Raw genomic sequence first — 13,543 nt, 5'->3', positions numbered from 1 at the left:
CCACTTTCGCGGCGTCTTCGCCGTTACAGCGCACCCTTGAGGATCTTGCCGACTCCGCGCATGGTGCGCTCCAGGTCGGAGCCGAAGGGGTTCTCGTGCACCAGGTAGGTCCACGTGGCGTTGGGCCTGCGCAGCCCGGCCGCCCCGAGTTCGGCCCCGGAGTCGGTGATCTTGACCTCCAGGAAGCTCTCCTCGGTGCGGCGGTCGGCCTCACCGAGCAGCTCCTTGAACGCGGGGATCGCGGCCCGGTGGAACTCCGCGATCGGGCTCTCCCGGGACAGCGCCCACAGGTGGATGCCCTCGCGCAGGTCGGCGAGCATGGCCAGGTGCTCGGCCCAGCACCGGTCCAGGTGGTGCAGCGCGATCTGCCGCGCGGCGTCCTCCAGCACCTGCTCGCCCACGGCCTCCAGCACGGCGGCGTGCCGCTCCGGGCAGCGCTCGGCGAGCTCGCGCGCGGCAAGGTCGGTGCGCAGCAACGCGTCCCTGCGCTCGCCGAGAATGCGCCGGTGCTCGGCGGTGAGCTGGTTGTACCGCCAGGTGTTGGCGTGCACCTCCAGGTTGGTGGCCTCGGCCACGCGCTGGGCGTGGTCGATGGTGTGCCGGGCGCCCTTGTCGGTGACCAGCCCGTCGGCGTCCACCTTGGTCGGCGCCGGGGCGTCCGGGGCGTGCCTTGTGACCAGCTCGCCGTCCATGCTGCTGAAGAACACCGAGCCGCCGGGGTCGCCCTGCCGCCCGGACCTGCCGCGCAGCTGGTCGTCGAGGCGGCTCGTGTAGTGCCTGCTGGTGCCGATCACGTACAGCCCGCCCAGCTCGACCACCCGGTCGCGGTCGGCCCCGTCCGCGCCGCCCAGCCGGATGTCGGTGCCGCGACCGGCCATCTGCGTGGACACGGTCACCGCCCCGTGCGCCCCGGCCTCCGCGATGATCGCGGCCTCCTCGGCGTCGTTCTTCGCGTTGAGCACCACGCAGGGCACGTCCAGCTCGGCCAGCCGCGCCGCGAGCTGCTCGGACTCGGCCACGTCGGGCGTGCCGACCAGCACCGGCCGGCCGGTGGCGTGTGCCGCGGCGATCTCGGCCACCACCGCCTTGTTCTTCGCCTCGACCGTGGCGTACACCCGGTCGGGCTCGTCCACGCGCACGCACGGCTCGTTGGGCGGGATCTCGGCGACCCGCAACTGGTAGAAGTCGCGCAGCTGGTCACTGGCGGCCAGCGCGGTGCCGGTCATGCCGCACACCTTGGGGTAGTGCTTGATCAGCGACTGCACGGTGATCGTGTCCAGCACCTCGCCGGTGGCGCTGGCGGGCAGCGCCTCCTTGGCCTCCACCGCGGCCTGCAACCCGTCCGGCCAGCGCTGCAACCGGGCCACCCTGCCGCGCCCGTGGTTGATCAGCTGCACCTTGCCCTCACGGACCAGGTAGTCCACGTCCTTGGTGAGCAGCACCTCGGCGTGCAGGGCCACGTTGACCGCGGGCAGGGTGCTGCCCACGTGCTCGGCCGAGTACAGGTCGATGCCGCCCAGCGCGCGTTCCACGGCCTCGGCCCCGGCACCGGTCAGGTAGACGTTGCGGGCCTCGTCGTCGGTCTCGTAGTGCATGCCAGCGCGCAGCAGCCGCACCACCGCGGCCAGGTCCCGGTCGGCACTGCCCTCGTCCACCGACCCGGCCAGCACCAGCGGCACCCTGGCCTCGTCCACCAGCACCGAGTCGGCCTCGTCCACCAGCACCACGCCGGGTTCGGGCGCGACCAGCTCGGCCACCTCGGTGACGGTCCGGTCCCGCAGCAGGTCGAAGCCCAGCTCGCTGACCGGCGCGTACGTGACGTCCTCGGCGTAGGCGGGGCGGCGTTCCTGCGGGGTGCTGGAGCTGGTGATCCAACCGACGCCGACCCCGAACAGGCGGTAGAGCGGGCCCATCCACTCCGCGTCGCGGCGGGCCAGGTAGTCGTTGACCGAGGCCACGTGCACGGTCCAGCCGCGCAGTGCGTAGCCGATGGCGGCGATCGCCCCGGACAGGGTCTTGCCCTCACCGGTGGCCATCTGCACGACCTGCCCGGACAGCAGCCAGGTGGCGCTGAGCAGCTGCACGTCGAACGGGTCCAGGTCCAGGGTGCGCCGCGAGCCCTCCCTGGCCAGGGCCAGGAACAGGGCGAGGTCCGCGTCGGAGTAGTCGGCGCGGTCGGTCCTGCGCAGCTCGGCGGCGGCCTCGGTGAGCTGCTCGTCGGTCAGCTCGCGCAGCCGCTGCTGGTGGGTGCCCGCCGCCCTGACGACGGAATTGCGCCGTTTGGCGTCCACCGCTGCGGATCGTCCCTGCAGCAGACGCCAGAACCAGTGGCTCAGGCGGTTGGCTCTGTCACCCATGTCACCTGTTTACCACCGCGACCTCGCGCCACGGTGCCGTAGAACGGCGGCTTTCCCCGGACCAGAGGCGGGAAAAGCCGCCATTCGTGACAATTCAGGCTGACCGCTCGCGCACGGCCCGCTCGGCCTGCTGCTCGGGCAGCCTGGGCTCGACCTCGGCACGGTTGCGGTCGGCGAGCCGGGTGGGGCGCTGCTTGTCGCCCATGACGTCCGCGTAGACCTGCTCGAAGGTGGCCAGCGTGGAGTCCACCCCGTGCTTGCTGATGATCTCCAGGCTCTCCTTGCCCATGCGCTCGCGCTCGGCGTCGTCGGAGAACAGCTGGGTCAGCCGGGCGGCCAGGGTGGGCACGTTGCCCGGCGGGAACAGCCAGCCGTTGCGGCCGGGGCGGGCCAGGTGCGGCAGGGCCATCGCGTCGGCGGCGACCACGGGCTTGCCCGCGGCCATGGCCTCCATCGTGGCCAGGCTCTGCAACTCGGCGATGCCCGGCATGCAGAACGCGTCGCAGCCCGTGTAGGCGTCGAGCAGCTCCTCCTCGGACACGAAGCCGCGGAAGCGCACCCGGTCGCGGATGCCCAGCTGGTCGGCCAGCGCCTCCAGCGCGCCCTTGAGGCTGCCGTCACCGACGATGTCGGCGCGCACGTTGAGCTCGGCCGGGATCAGCGGCAGCGCGCGCAGCAGCTCGTGCACGTGCTTCTCCTCGTCGAGCCGGCCGACGAACAGCACGGTGCGCGCGGTCGGGTCCGTGATCACCTTGCGGCCCCGGTAGCGCTCCAGGTCGATGCCGCAGGAGATGGCCATGGCGGGCTTGGTCAGCCCGTTGTCGGTGAGCAACTGCACGGCACGCGGGGTCGGCGCGGTGATCATCCGGGACCGGCTGAACTGCCGGATCAGGTCCCACCAGGCCAGCTTGGACGCCGAGTTGCGCAGCCAGCCGGGCACGTGCACGTGGCCGAACAGGTTCTCCGGCATGAAGTGGTTGGTGGCCACCAGCGGGATGCCCATCCTGGTGGCCAGGCCGATCAGCGCCCTGGTCACCAGGAAGTGGGACTGCACGTGCACCACGTCGGGCTTGATCTCGGCGAGCAGCGGGGCCAGCGCACGGCGGGACTGCCACGGGGTGGCCAGCCGGAACGTCGGGTGGAACCCGGTGCGGTAGGCCCGCACCCGGTGCACGATCAGCCCGTCCATGTCCTCGGTGTAGGCCTTGCCCTTCTGCGAGGGCGCCACCACGTGGACCTGGTGCCCCCTGGCCGCGAGCCCGGTGGCGAGCCGGTGGGTGAAGCGCGCCGCCCCGTTGACGTCCGGCGGGAAGGTCTCGGCGCCGATCACGATGCGCAGGCGGGTCCCGGCTGTCGGGTGCTCGGCCCGCGGGTCGTGCCGATCGGGCACCTGGGACCAGGTCATTTCGTACTCCCGTCGTAGTGCTCGGTAATCCCGGGCGCGACGAGCGCTCGCTCGCCTCCGCCGACTTTATTGGTTTGATCGGGTGCGGAAGGGCGGCGCTGGGTGAGCACCACCACCCCGGCCACGGCGACCGTGGCGCAGGCCACCTCCAGAGCGCTCAGCAGAGCTGAGGTGTCGGCACCCTCGCCGAGCAGGGCGATGCCCAGCCCGACGGCGACGAGCGGGTCGACCACGGTGAGGCAGCCGATGACCACCTCGGGCGGGCCGCTGGCGTAGGCGTGCTGGACCAGCCAGCCGCCGATCAGGATGCCCGCGACGATGCCCGCCGCGGACAGCCACGGCACGCCGAGCCCGTCGGTGTACTGCTGGATGGCCGCCCGCATGAGCAGGGACACGTAGCCGAACAGCACACCGGAGGCCGCGGCGAAGGCCAGGCAGCGCACGTCGCGGCCGGTGAAGTAGCCGACGGCGCAGAGCACCGCGGAGACGACCAGCACCAACTCGGTGGCGTGCCAGGCGGCCGCGGGCGTGACCTGGGTGGCCTTGGCGCTGGTGGCGGCCAGCAGCACGAAGGCGATCGTGCCCGCCATGCTGGCCAGCACAGCGAGGATCGCGGCACGGCCGAGGGTGATCCGGTCCACCCTGACGGAGATCATCGTGCTGAGCGCGAAGGCCAGCACGCCGATGGGCTGCACCACGCTGATCGGCGCCAGGCCCAGCGCGGTGGCGTGCAGCGCGGCCCCCGCCGCGGCCACCAGCACACCGGTGATCCAGATCGGCCGCCGCGCCAGTCCGACCAGCGCGCGCAGCTTCAGGCCGCCGCCCCCGGTCTCCAGTTGCAGGCCGCCGTGCTGCAACCGTGCGGACACGGCGTTGCAGCAGGCCCCCACTGCCGCGAGCAGGATCGCGAGGAACGTCACGCGGCACCCCCTTCGGCCAGGTCCTGGTGCTCGGCACCGGCTGGCTCCACCGCCTGCCGCGAGCCGCCCATCCACAGCGCCAGGCCGAGCACGAACAGCAGGGCCATGTCGACCGCGAAGAGGATGCGTTCGGCCAGGCCCAGGTAGTTGCGCAGGCCGTCGAACGGCATCAGGTCGGGTCGGTTGATGGACAGTTGGATCAGTGCGAACGTCGCCAGCACCACGGTGCTGGCCACGGACAACCGCAGCACGGTCCGGGAGAACCGCTCCCAGCCCGGTGTCACCTGACAGCGCTTGGCCAGCAGGAAGCCGGCCAGCGACAGGCAGGGGAAGAACAGCGTGCCCGCCCACCTGTGCACCGCCCCCGAGATGGACTGCACCCCGTCGACCGGGTCGGTGGGGAACAGCACTGCCACGATCAGTCCGCCACACCACACCAGCAGCAACACGGTCAGCGGAGCCCCCCGGACCAGCCCGGCCCCGGCCAACCCGGTCAGCAACGAGGCCGAGCCGATGGCCAGCGCCAGCGCGCTGGTGTCGAACAGCCGTGCACCCTGGTGGGCGAATACGTAGTCACTGATCGTGTGCTTGAGTGGATTGAGCTGCCCACTCGACTCCAGGTGCAGGTACACCATCGGCAGCAGTGAGATGACAAAGCCGATGATGGCCACCAACGCCCACGTACGCCGCCTATCCCTGGCTCGGCCCCCTGCCGCACGATCGGTCACGACGTCGATTCTCACCTCAACCACACGTGTCGGTCCATGGGGGACACCCCTGGTTCGGGGGTGGGGAAAACCCCCCAGTGCGCATCGGGGCTCCGCAGACGGGCAGGATGCGGGCGCACGGTCGGGCAAGATCGCACCAAACCCCCGGTCAACGGCACCGTACCGGCTGGTCGGCAGGGGTGTGACGGGTTCGACACCGTGCCACATGACACTATCGTGTGTGATACGGGTCACATCCATTTGAGGTCACGATATGGTGTCGAGAGAAATCTTGATCTTGAAGGATCTCAGCGGTCTCTCAGTTTATCGGGGTGGCCACTTATCGCTTTCCTGTCATGTTCACCGGTAGCGCCGCACACGTTGACGGCCGGTTTACGCCATGTTCACCAGCGAAATCACGCAAACAACGTGCGCGCCCAGTCCAGATATGCCTCGGGTAGCACTGACAAAACGGTGACGGGCCCGCTGAGCTGGCCTCCCGCCCGCTCACAGCGCCGTGCGCACCGCGCCAGGACGTCCCCCACCAGGGTGCCCGACCCGCTGGGTGCGCGCACGTCGAGCAGCCGCACCACGGGCTCGCAGGCCGCCCCGACCTGGGCCGCGTAGTCGGCCACGGCCGCCCAGTGGTGGTCGGGCACACCCGCGGTGCGGGCGGCCACGGACACGGCGGCGCGGAACAGGCCGCCGCTGCCCAGCAGGGCACTGGACTCGTCCCCGTACGGGGCCAGCAGCTCGCGGCAGCCCGCCTCGACGAGGTCGGTTTGCAGGATGGCCAGTTCCTCGGCGACCTCGTGGGAGACCCACAGCGCGCAGGCACCGGCACGGGCCCGCAGCAGTTCGGCGGCCAGCCGGTGCGGCCCGGGACCATCGGGCACCAGGCTCGCGGCGTGCACCAGCTCCACGGCGGCCACCGCGGCGAACACCCGGTCGTCCAGCTCGGCCCCAAGGGCCAGCACGGTGCTCAGGGCCAGTTCGGAGCGCAGGCGGTGGCGCGGGTCGGTCACCTCGGCGACGGCACGCGCGACGGGCTCCGCCAGCACGGCGGGAACGGCCTCGGCGAGCTGCCCCACCTCGTGGCGCAGCCGCGCCAGCGGGACCTCGACCACCGGGGCGCGGCGCTGCGGGGCGGACAGACCTGCGACCACGTCAACCCCCTCACGCACCGGATGACCCCAGGGTGTCGCCGTCGGTCAGGGCCAACCTCCCCCGGCGGAGCCAAGCGCATCCCTCTACAGGGGGAGATGGCCCGTAGGCGGCGACGTGCCGGGACGCCAGAAGCCCCGCCGACTGGCTGCCGGCGGGGCCTTGGGGCGAGTGCTGCTGGGGCCGACTCAGCAGTTCTTGCCGGAGTTGATGCAGTTGACGACCTGCTGCATGAGAGCCCGGCTCATCAGGTTCTCCCAGTCGGCGTGGTCGGTGATCGGGTTGTGCTGCTGCTCGGAGAAGCCGTCCACGGCGAACACCGAGCCGGTGGGCACCGGGTAGGTCAGCTGGTACTCCAGCTGCGGCACGGCGCGGAAGCCACGCGGGCAGGACCCGTTGGCCTTGGGGAACACCAGGTGCGAGCGGTGGTCCGCGGAGTCGGTGGAGCGGCCGTTCCAGCAGCTGGGGAAGTCCAGGATGCGCTTGACCTGGCTGCCGTTCGGGCACACCGGGTACTTGGAGGTCAGCCGGTCCTCGAAGCCGGTGCAGGTCCAGCTGGGCCTGGCGTTGTCCGGGCCGTTGGTGCCCGCCTTGGCGTCACCGGTGATGGAGCGCAGGAAGGTCGGCGCCTCGCGCACCTGGCTGGTGGCGTTGCCCTTGAACAGGACCTTGACCTCGTTGGGCTCGATCAGCCGCCCGACGTTGCCCTCGTCCGGGCCCTGGTCCTGGCGGTTGTCCTGGCCGTTGGCCTCCCGCTGGATGCGGATGACCGGCCAGAAGAAGGTGGACTGGTCACCGTTGGCGCAGGTGGTGTCGCCCTTGGACAGACTGCGGTTGGTGGAGCGGGCCGTGGTGGTGGTGTTGCCCACGTAGTCGTGCACGTGCAGCGCACCGTGGTCCTCACCGGGGGTGACGATGAAGTTGTCGGAGTTGTGGTGGCCGTTCTCGTTCTTGCCACACTCGTCCAGGAAGGTGCCCGTGGAGGCCTCGCCCTGGCCGTTGGGTTGGGCCTGGTTGGGGCGCACCTGCTGGATGTCCACGAAGTCGCGCTGGAACGGTCCGATGCGGTTGTTGCCCCTGCCCCGGTTGCCGCCGCGGGCGAACTGGGTGTCCTGGTCGGCCAGAAGCGCTTTCACGCTGGCCAACTGCGGGGAGTCCGGGGCGGCTGCCGCCTCCGCACTGCCCAGCCCGGAGGCCACGCCCACGCCGACGGCCGAGCCGACCGTCAGCAGCGCGCCGGTGAGGATCGCTGTGATGCGCACACCCCGCGACCGGGGCATCCTGAGTTTTCCGAACACTGATTTCACCTCGTCATGCGGAGTTGACGACCCTGCGGATGATCCGGACGGTGGCCGCGGCCAGCACCACGATGAGCACGAGACCGGCCAGCACCGCGGCCGGACCGGGCCGGTCGTCGGTGGCGGTCTGGTTGGCACTCGCCGAGTTGGCGGCGTTGGTCACCTGCGGGACCTGCGGATCCGCGCCCTGGGGGGTGGGCACGACAGGAGCCGTCGATGTGGGAGCGGGCGGATCGGGCAGCGCTGCCGTGTCGACCAGGGTGGTGGCATCCCACGCGGTCAACTGCTTGCCGACCACGTCGACGGCCGCCAGCGCGAACTGCTTGACCGGATCGTTCTTCGTCCCCGCACGCACCGCGGCGACAACCGTGAACAACTCGCCACCGGCCCGTCGCGAGCGGGTGACGAAGTCCCGGTCGAAGTCGGCGCCGGACTCGGCGGCCAGCTGGGCGGTCCACCCCTGCTGGTCGGTGCTGGGCTGGTCGGGCACGCTCACCCCGAGTTGCCTGGCGAGCTGGTCGATCTTCTTGCACAGGGCCGTGTCCTCGGCGACCACGGACCTGGCCGCGTCCTTGACGGCCTGGGCCGTCGCCTTGGTCTGCGCCGACTGGCCTGCCTGTACCTGCCAGAGCAGGGCCTGCTTGGCCTGCGCCAGCGCGTCGGTCTCGGTGGGGGGCGTGTCGGCCACCGCCGTCGCGGGCACCGCGAGGGTGATCGCCGCGGCCGCGGCCAGCGCGAGGCTCCTGGCCGTCACGGGCTGCCCGCCTTCTTGCCGTCCGGGGTGATCGCGAACCACGCGCCCTGCTGCCCCTGCCCGGCGGTGTCACCGGGCTTGTGGTCCTGGGCGTAGCGGTACAGCGGCCAGCCACCCAGGGTCAGCTGCGAGGTCTCGTCCGCGCGCTGCACCTGCCCGACCAGCGACTGGTTGATGCCCTGCACGGTGATGCCGGGGTCGTCACCGGGCACCGGCAGCCAGGTCAGCGCGCACGAGCCCGCGCAGTTGGCCTTGGGCGGCTTGGCGGTGTCCTTGTCGAACCGGTACAGGGTGAAGCCCTCCCGGTCGACGACGATCTTGCCGAGCTGGCCGGAACTGGTCACGTTCAGCGTCGCCGCGTTGGAGGGCGCGTCGGCGTTGGAGGTGAAGATCGGGGTGGCGACCGCCTCGACGTTCTGGGCCGGGGCCTTGCTCGTGCAGCCGACGGCCAGCACCAGGGGGAGAAGGCCGAGCACGGCCAGCGGACTCCGGCTCGAACCCCGCTGACGGCGCCCTCGGCGCGGTGACACGGTGCTCATCTCCTGGTCGGTCCTTCCCTGTGCGGACAACGTCGCCTAGGAGTACGGAGCGCGACCGGAAACGGCTCAACCCGGACCGACCTGATGACGATTCACAGTTGACCGAACGGTTTTATTACCCTGCGTACCCTTCCGTAAACCCCATCGTGGGGCCAGGATGTGCTCCGTGGTGCGGTACCGGATCACCAGACGCGACCGCTCGCCGGCGACGAACCCGGTGAGCGGTGATTCCGCGCTGGTCAAGGCGCTGTACCAGGAACACCGCGGTGCGCTGTTCGGGCACGTGCTGCGGTTGACCGGCGGCGACCAGCAGTGGGCCGAGGACGTGGTGCAGGAGACGCTGTTCCGCGCCTGGCGCAACGCCGACAAGCTGGACGACGCGCCCGGGCTGCTGCGCGCGTGGCTGTTCACCGTGGCGCGGCGCATCGTGATCGACGGCAGGCGCAGCCGGGGTGCGCGGCCCACCGAGGTGGAGCCGGGGCCGCTGGAACTGGTCTCCGTGCCCGACGGCACCGACCGCGCGCTGTCCGCGATGGTCGTCGCCGAGGCACTGCGCAGCCTCTCCCCCGAACACCGCGAGGCTATCCTGCAGACGTACCTCAAGGACCGGTCGGTCACCGAGGCCGCGCAGGTACTCGGCGTGCCGCCCGGCACCGTGAAGAGCAGGGTGTACTACGCGCTGCGGGCACTGCGCAGGGCGTTGCAGGAGCGGGGGATGACCACATGAGCTCGCCGGCCGACCACGTGGACGTGGCCGCGTACGTGCTCGGTGCGCTGGACGAGCCGGAGCAGTCCGCCTTCGAGCGCCACCTCGCCGGGTGTGCCCGCTGCCAGGCCGAACTCGACGAACTGTCCGGCATGCCCGCGCTGCTCGACCAGGTCCGGGACAGCGGGCTGCTCGCCGACCTGCTCGTGCAGCCGCCGCCCGCGCCCGCGCCGCCCCGCCAACTGGAGGCCGTGCCGCCGCCGCAGGACAAGGTGCTGCGCGGTGTGCTCACCGACATCGCCTCCGCGCGCCGCCGCCGCAAGCGCCTCGGGGTGCTCGCCGCCGCTGCCGCCGCCGTGCTGATCATCGGCGGCCCGATCGCCGTGATCGGGTTCAACGGTGGGTTCGGTGGGTCCGGCGCCGAGGTGGTCGCCGCCAGCAACCCGGCGAACAACGTGTCCGCCAAGCTGTCGCTGACCGCGGCCAAGTGGGGCACCAAGGTCGCGGTGGACCTGTCCGGGGTGCGGGGTCCGCTGAACTGCGTGCTGTACGCCGTGGACCACAAGGGCACGAAGTACCCGGTCGGCTCCTGGACCGTCGACTCCACGGGCTACGGGGTTCCCGGTTCGCCGGATCCGCTGCACTTCGACGGCAGCACCGCGGTGCAGCGGTCGGACATCGCACGGTTCGAGTTCGCCCGGGAAAACGGGCCGGACATCTTGGTGGTCGGGGCTTAGGGTCAGTCGGGGTAGTTGCCTGATTTCTCCCCTGGGAGACCCGCGCCAATATTGCCACCCTCCGTGTCCAACGAACCGCATTTTTCACTCCCCCGTGTCGACCATTCGGAGTAAAATCAATGGCATGGGAAAGGTGGAGATCGCGCGGGCAATCTTGGCGGCGGAGGCCGTCAAGCGTTCTGCCGATCACCAGCAGCTCCGGCTGATTGCCGAGCTGGACGATCCCCACGAGCTGGCGTTGTTGTCGCGCATTCCGCCGGGAATGGCGCGGTTGAAGCTCGAGCAGTCGGCCGCACTGGCGCGACTCCCAGTTCTGGGCGAGTTGATGCGGGCCGGACTGCTGGATCTGGACCGGTTCGAGGTGGTGCGGAAATGGACCCAGAACCTGGACACGACGCAAGCCCAGACCGTGGGCGCGGGGCTGGCAGGCGCGGCCGAGTTGAACTCCAAGGAGCTCAGGGCCGAGACCGAGGCGCTCAAGCGCTCCTCAGCGGTCAGCTACCAGTCCATGCCCGATGGCATGGCCCTGCTGACCGCCCACCTGGACGCCGTGCCCGCACGGGCGATCTTCGACCAGGTCGACGCCGATGCGGAAACACTTGCGGAGGACGGGCGTACCTGGGGTGAGAAGCAGGTCGACGTGTTCGTGGACCGCGCACTCGGCAAGGGGCGCCCGGTGACCGTTCGCACCGATGTCACGGTATCCGCGAAGACCCTGCTCGGATTGACCGAGGAACCCGGCTACATTCCCGGAGTCGGGCCAGTGGACGCTGCTACCGCTCGCGAGATCGCAGCACAGGGTGAATGGGATCGGGTGTGCCAGGTTCCGGGGTGCACGCGGCCCGCAATGCAGTGCGAGATCGACCACGCGAGAGGATTCGCCTCAGGCGGCGGAACAGACGCGTGCAATCTCGGACCGTTGTGCAGAATGCACCACTACCTGAAGACGATCGGGCTCTACCGGTTCACGCGGGAGATGGACGGAGTCCGGCATTGGACCACACCACTCGGGTTCGTCTACACGACACGGCCGAGACCGATCGCGGAACCGGAGCCCCCGTAACAGAGAGAGGGAAGCGGCGGTACGGCTACACAACGGATCATGCGACCGGCAGCAGCAGAAGCCGGTTGCCTCACCGCACTCGAAAGCCTCGGTGAAAGCGACCAACGGCGCAACCGGCAGCCGAGCCACACAACGCGAACCCCGGCTGCCGTCCAAAGCCATCGGCCAAGGCGACCAACCACGGAACAGGCAGCCGGGCAACCCGGCCGCCTGGCAGTGGCGCGCTCAGCGCCCGTGCAGCAACCGGCTCAGCGGGTTGATGAGCGCGTCGGTGAGGGCCTGTCCGTCCGGGCTGCCCCAGCCGGTGGCCATGTCGTACCCGGTGGCGGCCGGGTAGTGGCGGTTCTCGCCCTCGGTGATGTCGTGCAGGCCGCGCCCGGCCAGCGCGTACAGCTTGGGGTTCAGCGTGCCGACCGGGGGCTGGCCGCTGGCGGCGGCGCGCTGGTTGACCAGGGTCAGCAGACCGGCCCACAGCGGGGTGGACGCGCTGGTCCCGCCGCTGGTGCCCCACTTGCCCTGCCGGTACACGGAGTACTGGCCGCCGGAGGCGGTGGCCGACACGTCGGGCACCTGGCGCTTGCCGGTGCCGGGCTGCCAGCTCGGCCGGTCGAACACGGTGGACTCCCCGCCGCCACCGGCCCAGCCGCCGCCCTGGTTCCACGCGGTCTCGGCGCTGCGGGCACCGTTGGCGTCCAGGGTCAGCCGGGTGCCGCCGACGCTGGTCACGTACGGGCTGGAGCCGGGGAAGTCCACGGCCAGGTCGGCGGCGTGCGTGGTGTTGGCGTCCCGCTCGCAGTCGTAGGCCCCGGCGTCACCGGACGGGGCGAAGATCGTCATGCCCTGGGCGGCGGCCTGCTTGGCCACGGCGTCCACGGCGGCCATCGAGCCGGGGCTGCGGTCGTACTCGCACAGGCCCCAGCTCAGCGACACCACCGGCACCTTGTCGGCGACCACGGCGTTCCACATGTCGATCTCACCGGCGGCGGTGTTCGGCGCGCTGTAGACGGTCAGCGCCGCCTTGGGCGCGATGGCCTGCGCGACCTCGATGTCCAGCTCGGTCTCGGCCTGCGCGGTGCTGGTCGCGTCCCCGCCGCCGCTGATCGGCTTGTGCACGGGCGTGCTGGCGTTGAGCGCGTAGTTCCGGGTGAACGTGTCGATGTTGGCCTGCTCGTACCTGCCGTAGGCGAGCACGGCCAGCGACTGACCGGCCCCGTCCTGGTCGGTGCCGAGCACGGTGTTCAGGTTGTAGCCGGACCGCAGCTCGGCCGGGGTGTAGCCACCGGCGGGGCCGCTGCCGACCTGGCGCGGCTCGGCGACCGGGGCGGAGTCGCGGTGCTGGGCGACGTAGTGCTGGTCGAGTCCGGAGATGTCGCTGACCAGACCGATCAGGTCGACGGGCAGCAGCGGGGCCGACTCCGGCGCGATGAACTCGCGGTGCAGCAAGGAGTCCTGCCACCGGGACAGGGTGGTGCCGAAGGTGTCGCGGACCTGGCCCGCGGTGGCCGACACGGTCAGCGACAACCGGTTCGCGCTCTGTCCGGACACGGTGAGGCCCTGGCCGCGCAGGTAGTTGGCGACCCGGTCGACCTCGGCCTGGCCGGGCGCGAAGCGGTCGCGGAACTGCTCGGGGGTCAGGTAGCCCGCGCGCCCGGCGGCCTGGTCGGCCAGCAGGCGGTCCAGACCGGCCTCGTCACGTAATCTGAGGCTGACGGCGAGCTGGACTCTTGTCGAGTCCTGCTCGGCTCCAGTCCGCACGGCACGCTCCAGACCAGGCACGACGCTGCCGATCAACGGCAACCTGGGCTGAGCCTGCGCCGGGGACCCGGACACCAGCACCAGCAGGGGGACCGCCGCCAGGATGGCGGTAGCGGTGCGGGGCAGGGTCACTTGCAC

At 71.0% G+C, this 13,543-nt stretch carries 12 protein-coding genes; 3 read left to right on the top strand and 9 right to left on the bottom strand.

All coding sequences use genetic code 11. The annotated features are described in order from the left end of the window. Positions 1-23: 23 nt before the first annotated feature. The 8 genes from secA2 to KALB_RS06405 all read right to left on the bottom strand — a co-directional run bounded on the left by secA2 (position 24) and on the right by KALB_RS06405 (position 9,144). Entirely contained in the window at positions 24-2,357 is a 2,334-nt protein-coding gene (secA2, locus tag KALB_RS06440; protein ID WP_025354903.1) for an accessory Sec system translocase SecA2, read from the bottom strand. A gap of 94 nt (positions 2,358-2,451) precedes the next feature. Next, positions 2,452-3,762 (bottom strand): glycosyltransferase, encoded by a 1,311-nt coding sequence (locus tag KALB_RS06435; RefSeq protein WP_025354902.1) that lies wholly within the window; start codon positions 3,760-3,762, stop codon positions 2,452-2,454. Next, complete coding sequence (locus KALB_RS06430) at positions 3,759-4,682, bottom strand: DMT family transporter (RefSeq protein WP_025354901.1); 924 nt, start codon at positions 4,680-4,682, stop codon at positions 3,759-3,761. Before KALB_RS06430 ends, KALB_RS06435 begins: the two co-directional genes overlap by 4 nt. After that, positions 4,679-5,353 carry a DUF998 domain-containing protein gene (locus tag KALB_RS06425; RefSeq protein ID WP_158510718.1) on the bottom strand — a complete coding sequence of 225 codons (675 nt, stop codon included), beginning with the start codon at positions 5,351-5,353 and terminating at the stop codon, positions 4,679-4,681. The genes KALB_RS06430 and KALB_RS06425 overlap by 4 nt, the downstream gene beginning before the upstream one ends. A 452-nt stretch (positions 5,354-5,805) precedes the next feature. Beyond that, complete coding sequence (locus KALB_RS06420; protein WP_025354899.1) at positions 5,806-6,573, bottom strand: polyprenyl synthetase family protein; 768 nt, start codon at positions 6,571-6,573, stop codon at positions 5,806-5,808. 168 nt (positions 6,574-6,741) lie between these two features. Further along, on the bottom strand, positions 6,742-7,815 hold the full coding sequence (locus KALB_RS06415; RefSeq protein ID WP_025354898.1) for a DUF1996 domain-containing protein: 1,074 nt from the start codon (positions 7,813-7,815) through the stop codon (positions 6,742-6,744). 49 nt (positions 7,816-7,864) lie between these two features. Then, positions 7,865-8,605, bottom strand: coding sequence for a DUF4142 domain-containing protein (locus KALB_RS06410; RefSeq protein ID WP_025354897.1), 741 nt, complete (start codon positions 8,603-8,605; stop codon positions 7,865-7,867). Then, positions 8,602-9,144: a hypothetical protein gene (locus KALB_RS06405; RefSeq protein WP_081789217.1), complete on the bottom strand. Its 543-nt coding sequence runs from the start codon at positions 9,142-9,144 to the stop codon at positions 8,602-8,604. The genes KALB_RS06410 and KALB_RS06405 overlap by 4 nt, the downstream gene beginning before the upstream one ends. A 157-nt stretch (positions 9,145-9,301) precedes the next feature. Here KALB_RS06405 and KALB_RS06400 point away from each other — a divergent pair, with 157 nt between their 5' ends. The 3 genes from KALB_RS06400 (at position 9,302) to KALB_RS06390 (ending at position 11,650) form a co-directional block, all read left to right on the top strand. Continuing rightward, the gene (locus tag KALB_RS06400) at positions 9,302-9,871 is read left to right on the top strand and encodes a sigma-70 family RNA polymerase sigma factor (RefSeq protein ID WP_025354895.1); all 570 of its coding nucleotides are present in this window, start codon (positions 9,302-9,304) and stop codon (positions 9,869-9,871) included. Further along, positions 9,868-10,587, top strand: coding sequence for an anti-sigma factor family protein (locus KALB_RS43675; protein ID WP_025354894.1), 720 nt, complete (start codon positions 9,868-9,870; stop codon positions 10,585-10,587). The genes KALB_RS06400 and KALB_RS43675 overlap by 4 nt, the downstream gene beginning before the upstream one ends. Positions 10,588-10,720: 133 nt before the next feature. Continuing rightward, positions 10,721-11,650 (top strand): HNH endonuclease signature motif containing protein, encoded by a 930-nt coding sequence (locus tag KALB_RS06390; RefSeq protein WP_042220274.1) that lies wholly within the window; start codon positions 10,721-10,723, stop codon positions 11,648-11,650. A gap of 225 nt (positions 11,651-11,875) precedes the next feature. Here the strand turns inward: KALB_RS06390 and KALB_RS06385 are convergent, their stop codons facing one another. Beyond that, positions 11,876-13,537 (bottom strand): S53 family peptidase, encoded by a 1,662-nt coding sequence (locus KALB_RS06385; protein ID WP_025354892.1) that lies wholly within the window; start codon positions 13,535-13,537, stop codon positions 11,876-11,878. Positions 13,538-13,543: the final 6 nt, after the last annotated feature.

This window comes from Kutzneria viridogrisea DSM 43870 (genome assembly GCF_000525635.1).
Classification (GTDB): Bacteria; Actinomycetota; Actinomycetes; order Mycobacteriales; family Pseudonocardiaceae; genus Kutzneria; species Kutzneria viridogrisea.
The sequence above is the reverse complement of the archived record's forward strand: the minus strand, read 5'-3'. Positions and strand labels throughout refer to the sequence as shown.